This is a genomic window from Streptomyces sp. NPDC005811 (assembly GCF_040630405.1).
Taxonomy (GTDB): Bacteria; Actinomycetota; Actinomycetes; order Streptomycetales; family Streptomycetaceae; genus Streptomyces.
In genome coordinates this window covers 13,905-38,377 of the sequence record NZ_JBEXXK010000042.1, presented here as the reverse complement: position 1 = coordinate 38,377, position 24,473 = coordinate 13,905, and the positions used below count along the sequence as shown (strand labels likewise).

The 24,473-nt window shown below is 71.8% G+C and carries 15 protein-coding genes and 1 pseudogene; 13 read left to right on the top strand and 3 right to left on the bottom strand.

Features of this window, described 5'->3' with window-relative positions:
- Positions 1-95: 95 nt before the first annotated feature.
- From ABZ490_RS35705 to ABZ490_RS35695, 3 genes are all read left to right on the top strand, one after another.
- Positions 96-1,124 (top strand): LacI family DNA-binding transcriptional regulator, encoded by a 1,029-nt coding sequence (locus ABZ490_RS35705; protein ID WP_358999860.1) that lies wholly within the window; start codon positions 96-98, stop codon positions 1,122-1,124.
- A 129-nt stretch (positions 1,125-1,253) separates the two neighbouring features.
- The gene (locus ABZ490_RS35700) at positions 1,254-4,511 is read left to right on the top strand and encodes a discoidin domain-containing protein (RefSeq protein WP_358999857.1); all 3,258 of its coding nucleotides are present in this window, start codon (positions 1,254-1,256) and stop codon (positions 4,509-4,511) included.
- Positions 4,508-6,004 carry a family 43 glycosylhydrolase gene (locus ABZ490_RS35695; RefSeq protein WP_358999853.1) on the top strand — a complete coding sequence of 499 codons (1,497 nt, stop codon included), beginning with the start codon at positions 4,508-4,510 and terminating at the stop codon, positions 6,002-6,004. The genes ABZ490_RS35700 and ABZ490_RS35695 overlap by 4 nt, the downstream gene beginning before the upstream one ends.
- Positions 6,005-6,010: 6 nt before the next feature.
- Here the strand turns inward: ABZ490_RS35695 and ABZ490_RS35690 are convergent, their stop codons facing one another.
- On the bottom strand, positions 6,011-6,982 hold the full coding sequence (locus ABZ490_RS35690) for a peptidoglycan-binding domain-containing protein (RefSeq protein WP_358999850.1): 972 nt from the start codon (positions 6,980-6,982) through the stop codon (positions 6,011-6,013).
- A gap of 214 nt (positions 6,983-7,196) precedes the next feature.
- Here ABZ490_RS35690 and ABZ490_RS35685 point away from each other — a divergent pair, with 214 nt between their 5' ends.
- Positions 7,197-8,042 carry an MIP/aquaporin family protein gene (locus tag ABZ490_RS35685; RefSeq protein WP_358999847.1) on the top strand — a complete coding sequence of 282 codons (846 nt, stop codon included), beginning with the start codon at positions 7,197-7,199 and terminating at the stop codon, positions 8,040-8,042.
- Positions 8,043-8,069: 27 nt separating this feature from the next.
- Positions 8,070-9,587 carry a glycerol kinase GlpK gene (gene glpK / locus ABZ490_RS35680; RefSeq protein WP_358999843.1) on the top strand — a complete coding sequence of 506 codons (1,518 nt, stop codon included), beginning with the start codon at positions 8,070-8,072 and terminating at the stop codon, positions 9,585-9,587.
- A gap of 76 nt (positions 9,588-9,663) precedes the next feature.
- Here the strand turns inward: glpK and ABZ490_RS35675 are convergent, their stop codons facing one another.
- Positions 9,664-11,181, bottom strand: coding sequence for a multicopper oxidase family protein (locus tag ABZ490_RS35675; protein ID WP_358999841.1), 1,518 nt, complete (start codon positions 11,179-11,181; stop codon positions 9,664-9,666).
- A 395-nt stretch (positions 11,182-11,576) separates the two neighbouring features.
- Between ABZ490_RS35675 and ABZ490_RS35670 the strand changes: the two genes are divergently transcribed.
- A complete protein-coding gene (locus tag ABZ490_RS35670; RefSeq protein WP_358999838.1) occupies positions 11,577-12,347 on the top strand; it encodes a polysaccharide deacetylase family protein in 771 nt (256 codons plus the stop codon).
- Here ABZ490_RS35670 and ABZ490_RS35665 read toward each other — a convergent pair.
- Positions 12,320-13,831: a hypothetical protein gene (locus tag ABZ490_RS35665; RefSeq protein WP_358999835.1), complete on the bottom strand. Its 1,512-nt coding sequence runs from the start codon at positions 13,829-13,831 to the stop codon at positions 12,320-12,322. The genes ABZ490_RS35670 and ABZ490_RS35665 overlap by 28 nt on opposite strands.
- Positions 13,832-14,055: 224 nt before the next feature.
- Between ABZ490_RS35665 and ABZ490_RS35660 the strand changes: the two genes are divergently transcribed.
- The 7 genes and pseudogenes from ABZ490_RS35660 (at position 14,056) to ABZ490_RS35630 (ending at position 24,426) form a co-directional block, all read left to right on the top strand.
- Positions 14,056-15,867 (top strand): methylmalonyl-CoA mutase subunit beta, encoded by a 1,812-nt coding sequence (locus tag ABZ490_RS35660; RefSeq protein ID WP_358999832.1) that lies wholly within the window; start codon positions 14,056-14,058, stop codon positions 15,865-15,867.
- Positions 15,864-18,056, top strand: a complete 2,193-nt coding sequence (scpA, locus tag ABZ490_RS35655; protein WP_358999829.1) for a methylmalonyl-CoA mutase — start codon at positions 15,864-15,866, stop codon at positions 18,054-18,056. The genes ABZ490_RS35660 and scpA overlap by 4 nt, the downstream gene beginning before the upstream one ends.
- A complete protein-coding gene (gene meaB / locus ABZ490_RS35650) occupies positions 18,053-19,051 on the top strand; it encodes a methylmalonyl Co-A mutase-associated GTPase MeaB (protein ID WP_358999826.1) in 999 nt (332 codons plus the stop codon). Before scpA ends, meaB begins: the two co-directional genes overlap by 4 nt.
- A gap of 508 nt (positions 19,052-19,559) precedes the next feature.
- Positions 19,560-21,032 (top strand): rifampin monooxygenase, encoded by a 1,473-nt coding sequence (gene rox / locus ABZ490_RS35645; protein ID WP_358999823.1) that lies wholly within the window; start codon positions 19,560-19,562, stop codon positions 21,030-21,032.
- Between the two features lie 81 nt (positions 21,033-21,113).
- A complete protein-coding gene (locus ABZ490_RS35640) occupies positions 21,114-22,127 on the top strand; it encodes an aminoglycoside phosphotransferase family protein (protein WP_358999820.1) in 1,014 nt (337 codons plus the stop codon).
- 424 nt (positions 22,128-22,551) lie between these two features.
- Positions 22,552-23,430, top strand: a pseudogene (locus ABZ490_RS35635) (arabinofuranosidase catalytic domain-containing protein); the annotation flags it as partial.
- A 762-nt stretch (positions 23,431-24,192) separates the two neighbouring features.
- The gene (locus tag ABZ490_RS35630; protein WP_358999817.1) at positions 24,193-24,426 is read left to right on the top strand and encodes a hypothetical protein; all 234 of its coding nucleotides are present in this window, start codon (positions 24,193-24,195) and stop codon (positions 24,424-24,426) included.
- Positions 24,427-24,473 lie beyond the last annotated feature (47 nt).

Genomic DNA, 24,473 nt, shown 5'->3' with positions numbered 1-24,473 from the left:
TTTCTGAAAGCTAGAACCGGTCTGACGTGTCGTCAATCCCCCCGTCCGCAACGGATTTCGGGGTCATGCCGAAACTTCTCGCGTACCGTTTACGCATGACACCGGCCGCCGGCTCCGCCCGTTCGCATCCCGCCACCCTGAGCGACGTCGCCCGGCTGGCGGGCGTGTCCGTCGCCACCGCGTCCAAGGCCCTCAACGGCCGCAGCCAGGTGCGCGCCGAGACCCGGCAGCGGGTGATCGAGGCGGCCGAGCGGCTGTCGTTCCGGCCCAACCAGCTCGCCCGCGGCCTGCTCGTGGGGCGCTCGGGCACGGTCGGTCTGCTCACCAGCGACCTGGAGGGCCGGTTCAGCATCCCGATCCTGATGGGCGCGGAGGACGCCTTCGGCGCGGGCGAGGTCGCGGTGTTCCTCTGTGACGCCCGGGGCGACGCGATCCGGGAGCAGCACCACGTCCGGGCGCTGCTCGGGCGGCGGGTCGACGGGCTGATCGTGGTGGGCAGCCGCACCGATCCCCGCCCGTCGCTCGGCCGTGAGCTGCCCGTTCCGGTGGTCTACGCGTACGCGCCGTCGGACGATCCGCAGGATCTGTCGATCGTCCCGGACAACGTGGACGCCGGGCGGATCGCGGTGGAGCACCTGCTGGCCTGCGGCCGGACCCGGATCGCGCACATCACCGGCGACCCGGGGTACGCCGCGGCCCACGACCGGGCCGAGGGCGCCGCGGCGGCGCTCGCCGCGGCCGGTCTCGCCCTGGTCGGCGAGGCGCGCTTCGGGGCCTGGTCGGAGGGGTGGGGGCGGGCGGCCACCGCGCTGCTCCTCGACCGGCATCCCGAGGTCGACGCGGTGCTGTGCGGCAGCGACCAGATAGCGCGTGGCGTGATGGACGTGCTGCGGGAGCGCGGGCACCGGGTGCCGGAGGACGTGGCGGTCATGGGCTTCGACGACTGGCAGGTCCTGACCGCCGCCTCCCGTCCGCCGCTGACGAGCGTCGACATGAACCTGGAGCAGGTCGGGCGGGCCGCCGCGCAGGCCCTGTCGCGGGCGATCGGCGGGGCCCGGCGCTCCGGGGTGGAGACGCTGCGCTGCCGGGTGGTCATCCGGGGCTCCACGGCCCCGCTGTCCTGAACCGCGCCGTCCCCCGACATCCGCCTCACCGCACCGTCTTGACATGCCCTCAGCACGCTCCTACGGTGCCCGAAAACCTTTCAGGTCCCTTTTCCGTGCCTCTCGTCACCCCGCCCCAGGGAGCCTTCGATGAGAAGACCGCACGCCCTGCTCGTCGCCCTGTTACTGACCTTCTGTTCCCTTCTCGTCACCCCGTCCGCGCATGCCGCGCAGACCATCGGGTTCCCCACCTTCAGCGGACCCGCGATCCCCGCCCCGCCCGTGGCCTACACCCCGGGCGACATGATGCGGAGCATCTACGACGCGGAGAGCTCCGGCACCGACTTCTGGATGGACCGGCTGCTGGCCCGCACCGGTGACGACCCGGCCGGGCCCTGGCTGATGAGCCGGGGGCGTGCGCTGTTCATGAAGACCCACGACCCCTCGGTGCTGGGCTTCGGCGGCCATGTCGCCTACTGGGAGAGCATCAGCGACACCAACGCCTACACCGTCGCGATCACCCCGGGCACCTTCACCGAGCAGGTCGCCCAGCGCCGCCAGGCGCCCAGCAACTGGCAGAGCGTGCACACCAGCGGCTCGATCGCGGTCACCCAGACCAAGTTCATCACCGAGAACAACGTGGCCGTCACCAACCTGTCGATCAAGAACAACGGCAGCGCGTCCACCACGCTCCAGCTGCGGGCGACCTCGCCGTACGCCACGTCCGGCTCGGGGAGCGAACTGACCGGGCAGGTCAACGCGTACAACAACCTCACGACGATCCGGCCCCGGCTGACCGGCGACGGGTTCACGGTGTCCAGCGGTGGCCTCAACCGCTCGATCACCGTCGCGGCCGGGGCCACCGTCACCGCCAAGCTGGTCATGGGCTTCGTCACCGACGAGATCCCCGAGTCGCTCACCGAGTACAACGCCTACGCGGGCTACTCGGCCGCGACCGCCTTCGCCACGCACGTGCGGGCCTACAACCTGTGGTGGGCGAAGAACGTGCCCTACATCGACGTACCGGAACCGGCGATCAAGAAGAACATCTACTACCGCTGGTGGCTGATGCGCTTCAACAACCTCGACGCCGACATCCCCGGGCAGACCTTCCAGTTCCCGACCTCCACCGAGGGCGTCCTCGGCTACAACAACGCGATCGCGCTGACCCAGCCGATGCACATCGACGACCTCAAGTACCTGCGCGATCCGTCCTACGCGTACGGGGACTGGCTGAGCGTCGGCCAGGTCTCCAAGGGCGGACGGTTCCTCGACAACCCGGGCGACCCGGAGAACTGGTCCAACAGCTACACCCAGTACATCGCCGAGGCGGCCTGGCGCAGTTACCAGATCCACGGCGGCCAGCCGGCCGTCGCGGGCAGTCTGGCCCACTACGCCGAGGGGGACGTCAAGGGGCAGCTGGCGTACTACGACCACGACAACAACAAGCTGATCGAGTACGACTGGGGCGCGCTGACCGGCAACGACGCCGACGCGGTCTCCTTCCACTGGAAGCCCGGGAACATGGACCGCGCCGAGTCCGCCTACCAGTACAGCGGGGCGCTCGCCGCCGCCCAGGCCTACGAGGCGGCCGGGAACACGGCCAAGGCGACCGAGATGCGCACGCTCGCCGGCCAGATCAAGGACGCGATCGTCAACGTCCTGTGGAACCCGAACCGCCAGCTGTTCGAGCACCGGCTCAAGTCGACCAATGAATGGGTGCCCTGGAAGGAGATCAACAACTACTACCCGTTCTCGGTCGGCGCGGTCCCCAACACCGCCACCTACCGGCAGGCGTTGCGGCTGTACGACGACCCGGCCCAGTACCCGGTGTTCCCCTTCTACACGGCCGACCAGGTCGACAAGAAGGCGGCGGCCGACGCGGGCGAGCCCGGTTCCAACAACTTCTCCACCATCAACTCCACGGTCCAGTTCCGGCTGTACTCCTCGGTGCTGCGCAACTACCCCAACTCCTGGATGACGGCGACCGACTACAAGAAGCTGCTCTACTGGAACACCTGGGCGCAGTACGTCGGCGGCAACACCGCCTGGCCGGACGCCAACGAGTTCTGGGCCGACTGGAACGGCAGCGCGATCACCTACCGCTCCTGGATCCATCACAACATCCTGGGCAGCAGCAACTGGACGGTGATCGAGGACGCGGCGGGGCTGCGGCCGCGCAACGACGCGAAGGTGGAGCTCTCCCCGATCGACATCGGCTGGAGCCACTTCACGGTCAACAACCTGCGCTACCGCAACGCCGATCTGTCGATCGTCTGGGACGACCCCGCCGACGGCGTGGTGCGCTACCCGGGGGTCCCGGAGGGCTACTCGATCTACGTCAACGGCAGCCGGGCGGCGACCGTGAACTCACTGGTGCCGTTCACCTGGGACCCGGCCACGGGTGAGGTGACGACGAGCGGCACGGTCTCCTTCCACACCGCCGTCCCCGGCCTCCAGGCGCCGAACCAGGTCGTGCAGGACAGCGCCAGGATGACCGACATGCTCGCCAAGGCTGGCGTCGACCTGACCGGCGATCCGGCGAACCTCGCCGCCGGGGCGACCGTCTCCGCCTCCTCCACCGGTTCCGGCACCGCCGTCTCCGGCGCGGTCGACGGCTATCCGACCAACGAGCCCTTCTGGGGCGCGGGCGGCTCGGCCGCCCAGGACTGGTACGAGCTGAACCTCGGCACAGCACGCCAACTCAACGAGGTCCGCCTGTACTTCAAGGACAGCCGCCCCGCGAGCACGACCTATCGGGCGCCCTCCGCCTACACCCTCCAGTACTACAACGGCAGTTCCTGGGTGGACGTGCCGAGCCAGACCAAGAGCCCCGCCGCCCCGAGGGCCAACTACAACCTGGTGAGGTTCCCGGCGGTCACCGCCCAGCGGATCAGGGTCCTGGCCACGAACGCCTCCGGGGCGAGAACGGGGCTCACCGAGGTCAAGGTGTTCGACCGGGGCGGGGTCCAGCCACCCGCCAACCAGGCCACGTCCGCGACCGCCTCGGCGTCGTACACCTCGCCCTGGGAGACCGTGACGGCCGTCAACGACGGCATCGACCCGCCCTCCTCCAACGACACCGTCAACCCGCGCTGGGGCACCTGGCCGGAGACGGGCCAGCAGTGGGCCGAACTGACCTGGCCCACCGCCAGGACCGTCAACCGGGCCGACGTGTACTTCTTCGACGACGACCAGGGCATCGACATGCCGGCGTCCTGGAAACTCCAGTACTGGAACGGCAGTGCGTACGTGGACGTGCCGGGCGCGAGCGGCTATCCGCTGGCCAAGAACCAGTACGACAGCGTCACCTTCACCGCCACCAGCACCACGCGTCTACGGGTGCTGCTCACGAGCAACGGCTCCAACTCCGTCGGCCTCCTCGAAGCGAAGGTGTACAGCCCGTGACCCGGTCCAGATGCCTCTGCGCGCTGCTCGCGCTGTTCACCCTGGCGGTGGCCTTCCTGGTGGCACCGCCCGCGTCCGCCGCCGTCTCCTTCAGCTCCACCGGGGTCAACCAGAACGGCGGCAACTGCCTGGACCTGCCCGGCAGTTCGACGACCGCCGGAGCCCAGCTGCGGGCCTTCGCCTGCTCCTCCGGAGCCGCCAACCAGAACTTCGGCCACACCCCCGTCAGCGGGACGAGCGACACCTACACGATCACCACCCAGTCCGGTCAGTGCGTGGACGTCTACGGGGCGTCCACCGCGGACAACGCGGCCATCATCCAGTGGCCCTGCCACGGCGGCACGAACCAGCAGTGGCGGCTCGTTCCCGTCACCGTGTCCGGGACGGACAAGACCTTCAACCTGGTCTCCGTCTCCTCCGGCAAGTGCGTGGCGCCGAGCGGTGGTTCGTCCGCGTCGAACACCAACCTGGTGCAGCTGCCGTGCTCGTCCACGGGCGGCCGGGTGTGGCGGCTGCCCGGCTTCACCGCCGGCGGCACCAGCGCGGGGACCTACACCAACCCGCTCTCCCAGCACGGACCCGACCCCTGGCTGACGTACTACGACGGCTTCTACTACCTGGCCACGACGACGTGGAACTCGACGGTCACCATGCGCAAGGCGAGCACCCTGGCCGGCCTCGCCACCGCCACCGACCAGGTCGTCTTCAACCTGACCCGGCCCAACGGCGCGGGCACGATGTGGGCGCCGGAGTTCCATCTGCTCGACGGGCCGAACGGCAAGCGCTGGTACTTCTACTACACGGCGGGACGGGAGCCGTACGACCTGGGCACCCAGCGGATCCACGTACTGGAGAGCGCCGGGCTCGACCCGATGGGGCCCTACAGCTTCAAGGCCGACCTGCTCGACCCCACCCAGGACAACACCTGGGAGCTGGACCCGAGCATCCTCCAGCTGAACGGGAACCTCTATCTGCTCGGCACCTTCTACAACGGCTCGCAGCCGATGTTCATCCGGCCGCTGTCGAACCCGTGGACCGCGAGCGGCACCCGCCGGGTCCTGTCCACCCCGACCTACGGCTGGGAGACGGTCGGCGGCGCGGTCAACGAGGGCGGGGAGGTCCTCCAGCACGGCGGGAAGACCTTCATCGTGTACTCGGCGAGCCACTGCTCCACGCCCGACTACAAGCTGGGCATGCTCACCTACAACGGCGGCGACCCGCTCAGCTCCTCGTCCTGGGTCAAGTCGGCGAATCCGGTCTTCCAGCGGTCCAACGCCAACGGGGTGTACGGCCCCGGCCACAACGGCTTCTTCAAGTCGCCCGACGGGACCGAGGACTGGATGGTCTACCACGCCAACTCCTCGGCGAGCGGCGGCTGCGACATGAACCGGACGACCCGGGCGCAGAAGTTCACCTGGAACGCCGACGGCACCCCGAACTTCGGCACCCCGGTGGCCCTCGGCGTCTCCCTGCCGGCGCCCTCGGGCGAGTAGACCGGCTCAGGGCTCCGAGGTCTCGGACTCCAGGACGGCCCTGGTCGCCTTCCCGTAGACGCCCGACTCGTCCGTGAGGACGAGCCGGGCGAGCTGGTAGCGGCGGACGGCGCTCTCGACCTCGCTGCCGTACCGGCCGTCGGCGTCACCGTCGTAGAACCCGGCCTGGGTCAGCCGGAGCTGGAGTTCGGTGACCTCGGCTCCGCTGTCGCCGGGGCGGAGCACGGGGGCCTCTCCGCCGGAGGGGCTGGGCGCGGGGGCCGCGGTGGTGGTGGCGCCGGTGGCGGTCGGGGACACCGACGGCTCGGCGGACCCGGTGGGCACGGAGGCGCTCTCGGAGGGGGTCCCGCTCGGCGAGGCGGTCGGGCTCGCGGACGTCTGTGTGGGGGACGCCGTGGCGGACGGTCCGGCGGCGGCCGTACCGGTCCCGGTGGCCCCGGCCGGGACGCTCGCCCGGATGTCCTCGGGGCCCGCGTCCTCCCGTGCGGGGCTCTGGTAGCTGAACAGCGCGGCGATGGCGCCGCCCGTCACCAGCACCGCGGCGGCCGCGCCCACCCCGCTGAGCTGCACGAGCCGCCGGGGCCGCCACCGCTCTCCGGCCGCGGCACCCCCTTCACTCCCGTCAGCCTCTTCCCTCTCTCCAGCCTCTTGCCTCTCTCCAGCCTCTTCGCTCTCCTCGGGCTCTTCGCTCTTCTCGGCCGCTTCCGTCCCCTCGGTGTCCTGCGCCACGGGTTCCGGCGCGGCGGCGGCGGCCGGGGTGGGCGGGCCGGCTAAGTCCCCGGTGCCCTCCTCCGCGACCGCCGGTTCCGCGAAGGGACGTATCCGCAGGGGGTCGAAGTCCTCGGCGGCCGCCGCCTCCGCCGCCCGGGTCTCCAGGTGGGCGTCGGCCGCGCGACGGGCGCAGGAACAGGCCGGACTGCCGTCCGCCGCCCTGGGCACACCGCATTCCGGGCAGACCAGACCAGTCGGTTCACTCACGCGCCGTTCCTCTCCCTACGAACTACAGAATTCAACCAAACTTTCTGCACCGAATCCGCGCCGGACCGCCGGGAAACAGCCACCGTGACACCGCCCCCTCCACCACAGATAAATATTCTGTATGTGCGGTAAGGGCTTGATCGTCCTATTCTGATCTCGTGAGGACTCGGGGCAATCTACGGCCGGTCCTGAGGCCGGCGGGAATCGAGCTGCTATGGCTGAGCGGCTGAAAAGATCGGCACTGGTCGGCGAGGTGTCGGCCGAATTCGCCGGAACCATGGTTCTCATCCTCTTCGGCTGCGGCGTGGTGGCCCAGGTCGTGGCCGGCGGAGGACTGACGACACCCCCGGGCGGGCTGGGCAATCACGACAGCATCGCCTGGGCATGGGGCATCGGCGTCACCATGGGCGTCTACGTCGCCGGACGGCTGAGCGGCGCGCACCTCAACCCCGCGGTGACCGTCGCCCTCGCCACGTTCAAGGGGTTCCCCTGGAAGAAGGTGGCACCCTACGTCGTGGCCCAGACGGCCGGTGCGTTCGTCGCGGCCCTCATCGTGCGCTGGAACTACACCGAGGCGCTGGGAAAGTACGACCCGGGCCACACCATCAAGTCCCAGGGCGTGTTCTCCACCCTCCCGGCCAACGGCAACCCCAATCTGCCGGTCCACGAGTGGGGCGCGTTCCGCGACCAGGTCATCGGCACCGCGATCCTGCTGCTGCTGATCCTGGCCGTCACGGACCTGCTGAACAATCCGCCCGGCGCGAATCTGGCCCCGTTCATCGTCGGCCTGATCGTCGTCGGCATCGGCATGGCATGGGGAACCAACGCGGGGTACGCGATCAACCCGGCACGTGACTTCGGCCCCAGACTCGCGAGCTTCATCACGGGGTACGGCACAGCCTGGAGAGATCAGTACGACAACTTGTACTTCTGGGTGCCGATCCTCGGTCCGCTGGTCGGCGGACTGCTCGGCGCGTTCCTGTACAAGGTCTTCGTCGGCCGGTTCCTGCCCACGGCCGAGGCGGAGCCTCCCGGCCGCATCCCGGCCCCCGAGGACTGACACCCCCGACGAAAGAGGCGGCATCCCATGGCGGACTTCGTGGGAGCGGTGGACCAAGGCACCACCAGTTCCCGTTTCATGATCTTCGACCACAGCGGCAACGAGGTGGCGAAGCACCAGCTGGAGCACGAGCAGATCCTCCCCAAGGCGGGATGGGTCGAGCACGACCCGGTGGAGATCTGGGAGCGCACCAACTCCGTGATCCAGAACGCCCTGCGGCACGGGAACCTGTCCCCGACCGACCTGGCGGCGATCGGTATCACCAACCAGCGCGAGACCACCGTGGTGTGGGACCCGCGCAACGGCCGGCCGTACTACAACGCCATCGTCTGGCAGGACACCCGCACCGACTCCATCGCCGCCGCCCTGGAACGCGAGGGCAAGGGCGACGTCATCCGCCGCAAGGCGGGACTCCCGCCGGCGACGTACTTCTCCGGCGGGAAGATCCAGTGGATCCTGGAGAACGTCGACGGCGTCCGTGCGGCGGCCGAGCAGGGCAACGCCATCTTCGGCAACACCGACGCCTGGGTCCTGTGGAACCTGACCGGCGGTCCCGACGGCGGCATCCACGCCACCGACGTGACCAACGCCAGCCGCACCATGCTGATGGACCTCGAGACCCTCGACTGGGACGACGAACTCCTGGGGTTCTTCGACATCCCCCGGTCGATGCTGCCGAAGATCAACCCCTCCTCGCACGCGGAGGCGTTCGGGACCACCCGGACCTCCCGGCCGCTGCGCGAGGCCATCCCCATCGCCGGCGTGCTCGGCGACCAGCAGGCGGCCACCGTCGGCCAGGTCTGCTACGCGCCGGGCGAGGCGAAGAACACCTACGGCACCGGCAACTTCCTGGTGCTCAACACCGGTACCGAGCTGGTGCGTTCGCAGAACGGACTGCTCACCACGGTGGCGTACCAGTTCCAGGGCAGCCCGGCGATCTACGCCCTGGAGGGCTCGATCGCGGTGACCGGGTCCGCGGTGCAGTGGCTGCGCGACCAGATGAAGATCATCGCCAGCGCGCCGGAGAGCGAGACGCTGGCCCGTGCCGTCGAGGACAACGGCGGCATGTACTTCGTCCCCGCGTTCTCCGGCCTGTTCGCGCCGTACTGGCGCTCCGACGCCCGCGGCGCGATCGTCGGGCTCGCCCGCTACAACACCAACGAGCATCTGGCCCGGGCGACCCTGGAGGCCATCTGCTACCAGAGCCGCGACGTGGTCGAGGCCATGGAGCAGGACTCCGGGGTCCATCTCGACGTCCTGAAGGTGGACGGCGGGATCACCGCGAACGATCTGTGCATGCAGATCCAGGCCGATGTGCTCGGCGTGCCCGTGAGCCGTCCGGTGGTCGCCGAGACCACCGCGCTCGGCGCCGCCTACGCGGCGGGCCTCGCCACCGGTTTCTGGCAGAGCCAGGACGAACTGCGCACCCACTGGCAGGAGTCCAAGCGCTGGGAGCCGCAGTGGTCGGAGGACCGGCGCACGGAGGGCTACGCGGGCTGGAAGCGGGCGGTGGAGCGCACGCTCGACTGGGTCAAGGTCGAGTAGCGCCCCGCCGGACAGCCCCCGCTGCTGTCGTCCCCACGGCTCCCGGCCACCCCGGCCGGGAGCCGTCCTCGTGCCCTCAGCGCACGTACTCGATGATCTGCATCATGCCCTCGTCCTCGTGCTGGGACTGGTGGCAGTGCACCATCGAGCGGCCGGTGAAGTCCTCGGCGCGCAGCCGGAAGGTGAGCGAACCGTGCGGCGGGAGGCCCACGGTGTCGTGCCAGACGGGGGTGGCCAGCGGGCGGCCGTTGACCGCGGTCACGAGGAAGTGGTTGGTGTGCAGATGGAGGGGGTGGTGGGCGTGGCGGTGGGAGTCGTTGGTGACGGTCCACTCCTCGACCTGGCCGAGGCGCACCCGGTGGTTGACATAGTCGGGCCGGAAGCGGCCCCACTGGGGGTCGGTCCGCGCGGCCCGGGGGTCGGCGGGCGGGGTCTCCCCGTCGCCCAGGATGCGGTAGGCGTTGCGGAAGTCCCCGGAGAAGACGTTCTCGTAGCTGCGGAAGATCAGTGAGCGCTTGCGGGTGGGTTCGGGCAGGGTGGTGGGCCGGCCGGGCAGCCGGGTGGGCAGGGCCATCGTGCGGCGGGCGCCGGTGACCTTGAGGGTCATCAGCGGCTGGGGCACCCCGCCCGCGGTGAGCCGGTAGGTGCCGGGCTCGCCGCCGCGGACCAGCAGGTCGGCCCGGCCGCCGACCGGCAGCTGGAAGGCGGTGACGGGGACGGGCTGGGTGAACGTGATGCCGTCGGCGGCGATCTGGTGCGTCTGCTGGCCGTCCAGGGTCAGATAGAGCGTGGTGAGCGCCCCGGCGTTGACGATCCGCCAGCGCTGGACCTCGCCCGGGGCGATGGTCAGGGTGGGGTTGGCCGCCCCGTTGACGAGGAAGGTCGACGTGATGTCCTCGTAGGTGGTCTCCGAGGTCAGGTCGGGCACCTTGCCGCCGGACACCTTCAGCTCGTTGATGCAGACGACGATGTCCTTGGCCGCCGCGACCTCGGGCACCGCGTCGATGTCGCCCTCCACGATGATCACTCCGGCCAGGCCGTTCAGCAGCTGGGTCGCGGTGGATCCGTGGTGGTGCGGGTGGTACCAGAACGTGCCGGCCGGGTGGTTGAGCGGGATGTCGACGACACTGCTCCAGCTGGTGGCGGCCTTCCCGGAGGCGGCGGGCTCGAAGGAGCGGAAGACGTTGTCCGCGTCGGCCGTGGGGGCGACGTGCATGCCGTGCAGATGCAGGTTGACGGTGTTGAAGCCGTGCGGGACGTTCATGCCGAGGTCGTGGTGGGCCGGTGTGAGGTTCGGCGGGAGCGCGTTGACGTGCGTGAGGTGCAGGGAGTCCCCGGGGCGCACCCGCAGGGTCGGACCCGGCAGGGAGCCGTCGTAGGTGCGGGTGAGCACGGTGCCGACGCCGGGCACCCGCTGCTCGGTGAACCCGACCGTCAGCCGGGTCTCCAGCCGGCGCGGGCGGGGCCGGACGGTCCGGGTCGGGGGCTGCGGGAAGGGGGTGCCGGCGTGTGCGCTCGACGCCCTCCCGGCGACGACCGCCCCGGCCGCGAGCGGCAGGCCCTTCAGTACTCCACGACGCGGCACAGATGCCATGAATCGCCTCCAGGGCGGCAGCGGTCAGACCAACGATGCGGACACACCACACCCCTGCAATCACGGAGTGTGATGATAGTGTACGAGGAGTAGTCACCGGCGCACGGGTGGCGCGGCCGATCGGGGCAGCGCCGCTCTCCGACCGCCGCGGGTGCGCCGAGCCGCCGTCGGGGCTGCCGAGCCGCCGTCGGGGGGTGCCGGAGAAGGCCGCCGCACCGGCGCCCCCGCCTCGTTCCGCCCGGAAATCCGTTCGCCGGTCGCCGAGTTGTCCGGGAACTCCCCCGGAATTGTCCGCGATCCGTAACGAAGGGATCCCGCGCCCCCCGCTCCTCGTCCTGCCAGGTGATCGGGAGGCGGCCGAGGGCCGCCGGGCAACTGCGGGAAAGTGGGCGGACATGGCGCGGCACAGCGGGCGGGGCTGGTACGGCAAGGTGCTGGGGGCGGCGCTCGGGGTGACCGTGCTGGCCACCGGGGCCTCGGTGTGGACCGCGCAGGCCGGTTCCACGGGTGCCGGGTCTCCCCGTGCGGCGAGCTCCGCCAAGCCGGGCGGTGACATCAAGCCGGTGGACGTGACCATCGTCCACGCCTCGGACAAGGGGGCGCGGGGCGTCAACATCACCATCGACGACGGGCCCGACCCCCAGTGGACCCCGCAGGTCCTCGACGTGCTGGAGGAGTACGGGGTGAAGGCCACGTTCTGCATGGTGGGCACGCAGGCGCAGGCCCACCCGGACCTGGTGAAGGAGGTGGTCGCGGCCGGGCACCGGCTGTGCGACCACTCGGTGTCGCACGACACCACCATGGACAAGAAGTCCGAGGCCTACCAGTCGCAGCAGATACTCGACGCCGAGCGGATGATCACGAAGGCGTCCGGGGGCGTCCGGCCGATGTACTACCGGGCGCCCGGCGGCGCCTTCACCCCGTACAGCCGCAAGCTCGCCGCCTCCCGCGGTATGCGCCCGCTGGGCTGGAACGTGGACTCCAAGGACTTCGAGCGCCCCGGAACCGACGCGATCGTCACCACCGTCGAGCAGGAACTGCCCAACGGGCCGACGATCCTCTTCCACGACGCGGGCGGCGACCGCTCCCAGACCGTCGAGGCGCTGCGCCGGATCCTGCCCTGGCTCAAGGAGCAGGGCTACTCCTTCGGCTTCCCGGTGCGCTGAGGCCCGGCGCGCGGGCCCGGCGCGAGGTACGCCAGCAGGATCCCGGCCCGGGCCGGGGTCCAGGAGCGGGCGTAGGGCGGAGGTGTCCCGCCCGGGGGGACGAGCGTCGCGACGGACCGGCTCCGGGCGGCGCGGGCGAGGGCCGCCGCCGTGGTGTTGGCGTCGTGGCCGCCGGTGGCGGCGGACGCGCAGCCCGCGTAGTAGGCGAGCGGGACGTACTGGTACCCGGTGAGCAGACAGGGCGGACGGACCCCGAGGCGGTGCAGCGCGGCCGCGGTGCGGGCCCACTCGCGGTGGGCGGCGGTGGTGCGCCGCACGGTGTGCTCCAGCACCACGAACTGCACGGTCAGATGCGCGGCCAGGGCGAGGGTCACCAGGACCGTCGTCAGCCGCCGCCGGACCCGCCCCGGCGCCCGGACGGCGTGCACCAGGAGATCGGCGACCGGTACGGCGAGCAGCGCGTAGGCCGGCAGCAGGAACCGGGGGGCCGCGTAGCCGATCAGGAAGAGGTAGGGGAAGGCCGCCGACGCGGCGCAGGCCAGCGGTACCAGGGTGAGCGCGGGGCGCCGGGCGCGGACGGCGACGACGGCCGCGCCGGCGGCGAGCAGCGGCAGCGCCCACCACCACAGGGCGATCCCGGGGGCGGGCAGGTCTCCCGTGCAGGGGCGGCACAGCGTACGGCCCGACAGGGCGCGCGCCTGGTCCACGACGGCGGGGTTCCAGCCGAGGCCGCCCTGGATGCGGGAGGCGTCGGACAGGCGCCGCGCCAGTCCGCCGTAGGAGAGGTACGCCTCGATCACCCACTCGGCGGCCCCGAGGGCGAGCCCGCCGACCAGGGCAAGCAGCGGCGCCGGGCGCCGCCACCGCCGTACCCCCACCAGGAGGACGAGCAGGGGCAGGGTCGCCCAGACCGCGTCCGTCGGGCGCATCCAGGCCATGAGCGCGGCGCTCAGCCCCAGACCCCACGGGGCGGGCCGGGCCCGGGGGCGCAAAAAGCACCCTGCGGCGGCCAGGGCGCCGACGGCGACCCAGTAGTTGGGCATGGCCTGCGGGCCGTAGAACAGCGTGACCCACAGGGTGGCGAACAGGGCGCCGGCGGCCGTGAGCACCCGGGCGGGGAAGAGACCGCGCCAGGCGCGCAGGGCGAGGAAGAGCCCCAGCCCGGACAGGACCGCCAGATAGATCCTCAGGAGCACGACGGACGAGGACCAGACCGCGACCGGCGCCACCAGCAGCGGGACGCCACGGGCGCGCGGGGCGCTGAAGAACGCGGTGGGGGCGTGCGGGGAGACCTGGCTGACATAGACCGTCTCGTCCCAGCCGAGCCCCAACCCCGGGCGTACGAGCAGGAGTTGGGCCAGGATGAACGCGCACGCCACGGCGAGCGGGCCGGTGTCCGGCCGGGACCGCCACGGGAGTCGGCCCGTCCTCGGGGAGCCGGGCCCGCGCGCACCGGTCAGCGTGGCCTGCTGGCTGTCACTCACCACTCCCCCTGGATCCGGTCCTGGGTCCGGGGCTGGGTGATCCCCTAGTGTTCAACGTTCCAGCCGGGGCCTCGACGGGCCTGTGGAAGGGGGCCGAACGGCCCAATGACCAGGCGGGTGGGAGCGCGGGCGGCGGCTGGTGAACGGGGTCACATTCAGGGGGAGGGAAAGGTCACAGCCGTGCCCTCTGCTGCCCCTTTGCGCCTCTGGCCTACCATCCGAGCATGACGGTCCTGCCTGACGACGGGCTTGAGCTGGCCGCCGAGTTCCCTGACTCCACCCACGAGCAGTGGCAGCGCCTCGTCGCGGGCGTGCTGCGCAAGTCGGGCAAGGACGTCGAGGGCGCTCAGGCCGAGGAAGCCCTGTCCACCGCGCTCGAGGACGGGCTGCGCACCCGTCCTCTGTACACCGCGCACGACACAGCGCCCGAGCCGGGTTTCCCCGGATTCGCCCCCTTCGTCCGGTCCGGCCGGCCGGAGGGGAACACGCTCGGGGGGTGGGACGTACGGCAGCGGCACCAGGTGGCCGGCAACGGTGCGGTGCTCACGGACCTGGAGAACGGCGTCACCTCGCTGTGGCTGGTCGTCGGCGAGGCAGGGATCCCCGTGTCGTCGCTCGCCACGGTCCTCGACGGGGTCTATCTCGACCTGGCGCCGGTCGTCCTGGACGCCGGGACCGAGGTCGAGCCGGCCGCGCGGGAGCTGCTGCGGCTGTACGCCGAGCGGGGCGTCGCCAAGGACGCGGTGCGCGGCGGTCTGGGCGCGGACCCGCTCGGCCACGAGGCCCGTACCGGGCGGACCGCGGACCTCGGGCCGGCCACCGCGCTGGCGCGGCTGTGCGCCGAGGAGTACCCGGGGCTGCGGACGCTGACGGTGGACGCGCTGCCCTACCACGAGGCGGGCGGCTCGGCCGCCCAGGAGCTGGGTGCGTCGCTGGCGACGGGTGTCGCGTATCTGCGGGCGCTGACCGAGGCCGGGCTGAGTGTCGAACAGGCCTGCGCCCAGCTGGAGTTCCGCTACGCGGCCACCGCCGACCAGTTCCTGACGATCGCCAAGCTGCGGGCCGCGCGCCGGCTGTGGGCCCGGGTGGCCGAGGTGTGCGGGGCGCCCGCCGCGGGTGCGCAGGTGCAGCACGCGGTGACCTCGCCGGTGATGATGTCGCGCCGCGACCCGTGGGTGAACATGCTGCGCGCGACCGTCGCCACGCTGGCCGCCGGGGCGGGCGGGGCCGACTCGGTCACCGTGCTGCCGTTCGACGACGCGGCCGGGCTGCCGGACGCGTTCGCGCGCCGGATCGCCCGCAACACGTCCACGATCCTCATCGAGGAGTCGCACCTCGCCCGGGTGATCGACCCGGCCGGCGGTTCCTGGTACGTGGAACGACTCACGGACGAACTCGCCCGCGCGGGCTGGGAGTTCTTCCGCACGATCGAGCGCGACGGCGGCCAGGCGGCCGTGCTCCGCTCCGGCCGGATCCGTACCGACCTGGCGACGACCTGGGCGGAGCGCTCCAAGCGGCTCGCCAAGCGCCGCGAACCCGTCACCGGGGTCAGCGAGTTCCCGTTCCTCGCCGAGAAGCCGGTCGTCCGGGAGGGCGCGCCGTCGCCCCGCTCCGGCGGTCTGCCGCGGGTGCGCCGCGACGAGGCGTTCGAGGAGCTGAGGGCCCGCTCGGACGCCCACCTCGCCGCGACCGGTGCCCGGCCACGGGTGTTCCTGGCGGCGCTCGGCCCGGCCGCCGCGCACACCGCGCGGCTGACCTTCGCCGCCAACCTCTTCCAGGCGGGCGGCATCGAGCCGGTCACCGAGGGCACGTTCGAGGAGAGCGGGGCCACCGAGGCCTGTCTGTGCTCCAGCGACGCGCTGTACGAGGAGCGGGCCGGCGCGGAGGCGGCGCGGCTGAAGGCCGCGGGTGCCACGCAGGTGTTCCTCGCCGGGCGTCCCCGGCAGTACCCGGATGTGGACGCGTACGTCTTCGCGGGCTGTGACGCGGTCGCCGTCCTGTCCGCCACCCTCGACCGCATGGGAGTGTCCAGATGACCGCCCCTTCCGGCCCCTCCGTCCCCGACTTCTCCGGGATCGAGCTGGGGACCCCGGCCGCCGACGGCGGTGCCGACGAGTGGCGTACGGCCGTGAAGAAGGCGGCCGGCGGGGACGACCTGCTCTGGGAGACGCCGGAGGGCATCGCGGTCAAGCCGCTGTACACCGGGCAGGACCTGGAGGGCCTGGACTTCCTGGACACCCACCCGGGCATCGCGCCGTATCTGCGCGGCCCGTACCCGACGATGTACGTCAACCAGCCCTGGACGATCCGTCAGTACGCCGGTTTCTCGACGGCCGAGGAGTCCAACGCCTTCTACCGCCGCAACCTCGCGGCCGGCCAGAAGGGCCTGTCGGTCGCCTTCGACCTGCCCACGCACCGCGGCTACGACAGCGACCACCCGCGGGTGACCGGTGACGTCGGCATGGCGGGCGTCGCCATCGACTCGATCTACGACATGCGGCAGCTGTTCGACGGGATCCCGCTGGACCGGATGACCGTGTCGATGACGATGAACGGCGCGGTGCTGCCGGTGCTGGCGCTGTACATCGTGGCGGCGGAGGAACAGGGCGTACCGCCCGAGAAGCTGGCCGGGACCATCCAGAACGACATCCTCAAGGAGTTCATGGTCCGCAACACCTACATCTATCCGCCGAAGCCGTCGATGCGGATCATCTCCGACATCTTCGCGTACACCTCGCAGCGGATGCCCCGCTACAACTCGATCTCCATCTCCGGCTACCACATCCAGGAGGCGGGCGCGACAGCCGACCTGGAGCTGGCCTACACCCTCGCGGACGGTGTCGAGTACATCCGGGCGGGCCGGGAGGCGGGCCTGGACGTGGACGCGTTCGCGCCCCGGCTGTCGTTCTTCTGGGCGATCGGCATGAACTTCTTCATGGAGGTCGCCAAGCTGCGCGCGGCGCGACTGCTGTGGGCGAAGCTGGTGCGGCAGTTCGACCCGAAGAACACCAAGTCGCTGTCGCTGCGCACCCATTCGCAGACCTCGGGCTGGTCGCTGACCGCGCAGGACGTCTTCAACAACGTCACGCGGACGTGTGTGGAGGCGATGGCGGCGACCCAGGGCCACACCCAGTCGCTGCACACCAACGCCCTCGACGAGGCGCTCGCGCTGCCCACCGACTTCTCGGCGCGCATCGCCCGCAACACCCAGCTGCTGATCCAGCAGGAGTCCGGCACCACCCGGGTGATCGACCCGTGGGGCGGCAGCGCGTACGTGGAGAAGCTGACGTACGACCTCGCCCGCCGGGCCTGGCAGCACATCCAGGAGGTGGAGGCGGCGGGCGGCATGGCCAAGGCGATCGACGCCGGCATCCCCAAGCTGCGCATCGAGGAGGCCGCGGCCCGCACCCAGGCCCGGATCGACTCCGGGCGGCAGCCCGTCATCGGCGTCAACAAGTACCGCGTGGAGAGCGACGAGGAGATCGAGGTCCTCAAGGTCGACAACTCCTCGGTGCGCGCCCAGCAGATCGAGAAGCTGCGGCGGCTGCGCGCGGAACGCGACGAGCGGGCCTGCCAGGACGCACTGGACGCGCTGACGCGGGCCGCCGGCGGTGAGGGCAACCTGCTGGAGCTGGCGGTGGACGCGGCCCGCGCCAAGGCGACCGTCGGCGAGATCTCGGACGCCCTGGAGAAGGTGTACGGGCGGCACGCGAGCCAGATCCGTACGATCTCCGGCGTGTACCGCAACGAAGCAGGCGAGTCCCCGTCGGTGGAGCGCACCCGCGCCCTGGTGGACGCGTTCGCGGAGGCCGAGGGCCGCCGTCCGCGCATCCTGGTCGCCAAGATGGGCCAGGACGGGCACGACCGCGGCCAGAAGGTGATCGCCACCGCGTTCGCCGACCTCGGCTTCGACGTCGACGTCGGCCCGCTGTTCCAGACCCCGGCCGAGGTGGCCCGGCAGGCGGTCGAGGCGGACGTGCACATCGTCGGGGTGTCCTCCCTGGCCGCCGGGCACCTCACCCTCGTCCCGGCGCTGCGCGAGGCGCTCGCCGAGGAGGGGCGCGAGGACATCGTGATCGTGGTGGGCGGGGTCATCCCGCCGCAGGACGTGCCGACGCTCCTGGAGATGGGCGCGGCGGCCGTCTTCCCGCCGGGCACGGTCATCCCGGACGCGGCGCACGACCTGGTGGCGAGGCTGGGTGCCGACCTCGGGCACGAGCTGTGATCGATGTCGACGCCTATGTGAAGGGTGTGCTCGACGGGAAGCGGGCGCTGATCGCCCGCGCCATCACCCTCGTCGAGTCCACCCGGCCCCAGCACCGGTCACTGGCCCAGGAGTTGCTGACCGCGCTGCTGCCGCACAGCGGCCGCGCGCGGCGGATCGGGATCAGCGGGGTGCCGGGGGTCGGCAAGTCGACGTTCATCGACGCCTTCGGCACGCTGCTCACCTCGCTGGGCCACCGGGTCGCGGTGCTGGCCGTCGACCCGTCCTCGACCCGTACGGGCGGCTCCATCCTGGGTGACAAGACCCGGATGGAGCGCCTCGCGGTCGATCCGGCGGCCTTCGTACGGCCCTCCCCCAGCGCGGGGACCCTCGGCGGGGTCGCCAAGGCGACCCGGGAGTCGATGGTCGTGATGGAGGCGGCCGGCTACGACGTGATCCTCGTGGAGACGGTCGGCGTCGGCCAGTCCGAGACCGCGGTGGCCGACATGGTCGACTCCTTCCTGCTGCTCACCCTCGCCCGCACCGGCGACCAGCTCCAGGGCATCAAGAAGGGCGTCCTGGAGCTGGCGGACGTGATCGCCGTGAACAAGGCGGACGGTCCGCACGAACGCGACGCGAAGGCCGCGGCCCGCGAACTCACCGGTGCCCTGCGGCTGATGCACGGCCCCGACCCGGCCTGGACCCCGCCGGTGCTCAGCTGCAGCGCCCGGGAGGCGACCGGCCTGGACACCGTCTGGGAGCGTCTCGAACAGCATCGCGCGCTGCTGGACTCGACCGGCCGGCTCACCGCCAAGCGCCGGGACCAGCAGGTCGGCTGGACCTGGAGCATGGTCCGCGACGAACTCCTGGGCCGGCTGCACGCCGATCCCGCGGTACGGGCCCTGGCACCTGACCTCGAACAGCGCGTCAGGGAAGGCGAGTTGACGGCGACCCTGGCGGCCGAGCGGATCCTCGGGGCGTTCGGGGGACCGGTGCCGTCACCGGTCGAGGACTGACCTCGGTTCGCGGTCGTGCGCACGGCCATCAGCAGCCCACTGGCCCAGGCCAGCCAGGCACAGCGGCAGTCCGCGCGGCCCTCCAGCTCGGCCAACAGCCCGTCCACGGACGCCTGATGGCCCTCGGGCCAGCCGGGCTGCGGGTCGAGGTCGTCGATCAGATGGGTCCCGCCGGGCGCGAGGAGGTCCCGCGCCCGGTCGAGGTGGGTGAACTTGCCCGGCCAGGTGTCCGCGAAGACCGCCAGTTCCTCGCGCGCGATCGCCTGGTGGGCGGGTTCCAGCTCCACGGTGACCAGGCGGGCGGCGGGACCCATCCCGCTGAGCAGCCAGGCGGTCCCCTCCCCCGTCCCGGTGCCGCGTTCGAGGACGCGCCCCTCGGGACGGGCGGCCGCGAGAACGGCCGGGGTGTCGGGGAAACGGCTCGGTGTGCCGTCCAACGGAGGATGGTGCCCGATCGCCGCAAGGTGGTGCCCGGTAATTGACTCTCTACCTGGGGGATGAGCGACGTATGGGCGTTTCGACGAGCGACACCGCCGATGTCATCGACGTGATCGTGGTGGGCGGCGGGCCGACCGGTCTGATGCTGGCCGCCGAACTGCGGCTGCACGGCGTGCGGGTGGTGGTGCTGGAGCGGCTGACCGAGCCGACCCCCGAGTCCCGGGGACAGGGCCTGCACGCGCGGAGCGTGGAGATCATGGACCAGCGCGGGCTGCTGGAGCGGTTCCTCGCGGTCAGCGGGAAGTTCTCGGCGGGTGGCCTGTTCGGCGGCATCGTGAAGCCGTGGCCGGACGGCCTCGACACGGCGCACGCGTACGGCCTGGCCACCCCGCAGCCGGTCACCGAGCGGCTGCTGAACGAGTGGGCCGTCGAGGTCGGCGCCGAGGTCCGGCGCGGCTGTGACGTGGTCGGGGTGAGCCAGGACGACGAGGGGGTCACCGCCGAGCTGGCGGACGGGACGCGGCTGCGCTCCCGCTGGCTCGTCGGGTGCGACGGCGGCCGCAGCCTGGTGCGCAAGCAGGTCGGAATCGCCTTCCCCGGAGAGCCCGCCACCGTGGAGACGCTGCTGGGCGAGATGGAGCTGGCCGAGGACCCGGCGCGGATCGCCGCCGTGGTGGAGGAGGTCCGCAGGACCCAGCTGCGTTTCGGCGCGGCCCCGAGCGGCGAGGGAGCGTACCGGGTCGTCGTCCCCGCCGACGGGGTGGCCGAGGACCGGACGGCGCCGCCGACGCTGGAGGAGTTCAAGCGGCGGCTCCGGGCCGTCGCGGGCACCGACTTCGGGGCGCACGCGCCGCGCTGGCTGTCCCGGTTCGGCGACGCCACCCGGCAGGCCGAGCGCTATCGGGTCGGGCGGGTGCTGCTGGCCGGCGACGCGGCGCACATCCACCCGCCGACGGGCGGGCAGGGCCTCAATCTGGGCGTCCAGGACGCGTTCAACCTGGGCTGGAAGCTGGCCGCCGAGATCGCCGGCCGGGCCCCGGAAGGGCTCCTGGACAGCTATCACGCCGAACGCCACCCGGTGGGCGCCCGGGTGCTGGACAACACCCGCGCGGCGATCACACTGCTGGGGGCGGAACCGGGTCCGACCGCGCTGCGCGCGCTGTTCTCGCGGCTGATGGACATCGAGGAGGTGAACCGGTACGTGACCGGGATGATCACCGCGGTCGAGGTCCGCTACGACGTCGGCGAGGGCCATGAGCTGCTCGGCCGGCGGCTGCGGGACGTGGCGCTGAAGGAGCGGGGGCGGCTGTACCCGCTGATGCGCGGCGGGCGCGGGCTGCTGCTCGACCGGACCGGCCGGCTGTCGGTGGCGGGCTGGGCGGACCGGGTCGACCATGTGGTCGACGTCAGCGAGGAGCTGGACGTGCCCGCGGTGCTGCTGCGGCCGGACGGCCATGTGGTGTGGGTCGGCGCGGACCAGGGGGAGCTGGCCGGGAGGCTGTCGGCGTGGTTCGGCGCCCCGGACGATCAAGTCGACGGTTAAGTCCTGGACCGCCGGTCGGCGCACCGCGCAGAATGTGAGCGCTCCCAGCCCCCGTGCCGACGACCGGAAGCGAGCCGCCGTATGCAGAGCCTCACCAAACGACGGGTGTCCGCCGAGGAGTTGGACGTCCTGATGCGCGAGGCGACGGGGGTCGGGTGCCGGCTGGAGACGGAGCTGACCGACGGCTGGTTCAACACCGCCTACCGGGTGCGGTTCGACGACGGCCGCGCGGCGGTGGTGAAGCTCGCGCCGCCCGCCGGCACGCCCGTCCTGCGCTACGAGCGGGGCATCATGGCGACCGAGGCGGCGGTGTACCGGCGGCTCGCGTCCCCGGCCGGTGCCGGGGTGCCCACGCCCGAACTGCTTTACGCGGGCGAGGAGTTCCTCGCGGTGTCCGTGCTGGACGGCACCCCGTGGGACAAGGTGGCCGACCGGCTGCCCGCCGCGGCCGAGAGCGCGCTGCGGCGGGAGCTCGGCGGGATCACGGCCCGGTTGCACACGCTGGTCGCCGAGGACGGCCGGTTCGGGTACCCGGCTCCCGAGTCCGGGCTGTCCGCCCCCGACTGGCGGACGGCGTTCACCGCCATGGTGGAGGCGCTGCTGGCGGACGCGGAGCACTGGGGGTCCGACCTCGGCGCGTCGCACGCGGAGATCAGGGACCTGGTGGCGGCGGGCGGGGCCGCGCTGGACGAGGTCACCCGGCCGTGCCTGGTCCACTTCGACCTGTGGCCGGGGAACATCTTCGTCGGCGTCCCCGACACGACGGGGGCCGAGGGGTCCGCGTCCACCCCCCGGATCACCGGTCTCATCGACCACGAGCGGGCCTTCTGGGGCGATCCGGCCGCCGAGCTGGTCTCGATGGAACTCGGCGGGGACGTGGGTCCGGACAGCGCCCTCGTCGCCGGCTACCGGGAGGCCGGGGGCCGGCTCGACTTCACCCCCGCGCTCCGGCACCGCCTGGCGCTCTACGGCCTCTATCTGGGCCTGCTGGTGGTGGCGGAGTGCGGCCCGCGCGGCTACGAGGACAGCGACCACCTCGCCTGGTGCCGTACCTATCTGGCCGAACGCGTGGCGGCACTGCGCGCGCTGGCGTAGGGAGGGACACCGCCGGGGGCGTCGCCAAGGGTGTTCCGGGTGTGTCGCCGGCCTCCTCGGCCGGCGGCTCGAATTCGTCAACCCGCCAGACAAAATCCTGTGCCAGGCATTGACGATTGTCATGGCGTTCCTATCATCCAAAGCGTCCGAAACTCCGAGTTATGTTCGACATTTCGGACACGTACCCCTGTGCGCCCCGCGCCGACGAGCGTGACCAGCCGCCGAATCCCTCTGGAGTTCGCCATGAGCTCCAGCACTGTCATGCCCATGCCCATCTGCTCCCTGTCCCCCTGCGCACAGGCTTCTCCCCCGGCAGGCCCGGAGGCACGTCCGACGCTCGGCGACCAGGGCGGCGGCCTGCCTGACGGCGCTGTGCGCCGCCCTGCTGGCCCTCCTGATCTCACCGGTTCCGGCCTCCGCCGCCGGCACGGGCCCCTGTGACCTGTACGCCTCGGGCGGCACCGCGTGCATCGCCGCGCACAGCACCGTGCGCGCCCTGTACGGCGCGTACAGCGGCCCCCTCTACCAGGTCAGGCGCGCGTCCGACAACGCCACCCGGAACATCGGCGTCACCGTCGCCGGCGGCCCGGCGGACGCCGCGGCCCAGGACTCCTTCTGCGCCGGCACGACCTGCGTCATCACCTGGGTCTACGACCAGTCAGGGCACGGCAACCATCTGGGCTACCAGGGACCGGGCGGGGTCGGCGGCTCCGACACGGCGGCGAAGGCGACGAGCGAGTCGCTCACCGTCGGCGGCAGGAAGGCCTACTCCCTCTACATCAACGCCGGCAACAGCTACTGGCGCGACGGCCACTCGACGGGCGTGCCCACCGGCAGCGCGCCCGAGGGGATGTACATGGTCACCAGCGGCACGCACGTCAACAGCGGCTGCTGCTTCGACTACGGCAACAGCGAGACCACCCGCAAGGCGGACGGCCCCGGCGCGATGGACGCCATCAACTTCAGCAAGTCGTGCTGGTTCGGCGGCTGTTCCGGAACCGGCCCCTGGGTGCAGGCCGACCTCGAGTGGGGCCTGTACCCCGGCGGCAGCACCTCCTGGAACCCCAACCAGCGCGCCTACACGAGCAAGTTCGTCACCGCGATGCTCAAGAACAACGGGACCTCCCGGTTCGCGATCAAGGGCGGCGACGCCCAGTCCGGCGGTCTGACCACGCTGTACGCGGGTTCACTGCCCGGCGGTTACAGCCCCATGAGGAAACAGGGCGCCATCACCGCCGGCTACCCCTCCGACGCGACGGACAACGCCGTACAGGCCAACATCACCGCGGCCGGATACCGCTGAGCCGTCGCTGAGCCACCACTCAGCCCCCACGGCCGCCCACCCTCACCCGGTTGATCGATCGAAGGAGTGATGTCATGCAGAAAGCCAAGTTATGGCCCACCGTGATCGCGGCGGTTCTCGCCCTGGTCGCGACCACCGCGGCCGCGGCCCCGGACACCGGCGGCCGGGGCACCACCCCGGCGGCCGTCGACACCGCCGCGGCGACAGCCGGGTGCGGCAGGGCCCCCGGACTGGCGAGCGGCACCCACACCCTGCAAGTCAACGGCAAGAACCGCAGCTACATCCTGAAGGTGCCGGACAACTACGACCGCAACCGTGCCTACCGGCTGGTCCTCGGCTTCCACTGGCTCGGCGGCACCGCCGACGACGTGGCGACGGGCCGCACCGTGGAGAACGGCACCTGGGCGTACTACGGGTTGCAGCGGCTGGCGAACAACAGCACCATCTTCGTCGCACCCCAGGGCCTCAACAACGGCTGGGCCAACTCCGGCGGTGAGGACGTGGCGCTCACCGACGCCGTGCTCAACCAGATCGACAACGCCCTGTGCGTCGACACCACCCGGCGCTTCTCCCTCGGCTTCAGCTACGGCGCCGCCATGACCTACGCACTGGCCTGTGCCAGGCCCACGGTCTTCCGCGCGGTCGCGGTCCAGTCCGGCGGACTGCTCAGCGGCTGCGCCGGCGGCACCCAGCCCGTCGCCTACCTCGGCGTGCACGGCATCCGCGACTCGGTCCTCGGCGTCTCCGGTGGACGCACCCTGCGTGACCGGTTCGTGCGCGACAACGGCTGCGCGGCGCAGAACCCCCCCCGAACCCGCACAGGGCAGCCGGACGCACCGCGTCACCGCCTACACCGGCTGCTCGGCCGGGCACCCCGTCGTGTGGGCCGCGTTCGACGAGGGCCACATCGCCGCGCCCCAGGACGGCGCGGGCGGCGACAGCGGCTCCAGGACCTGGGTGCCGGCCGAGGTCTGGAAGTTCTTCACCCGGTTCTGAGGCCTCCTCCGGCTTCGGCCGGACAACACCCCCCACCGTCACAGGAG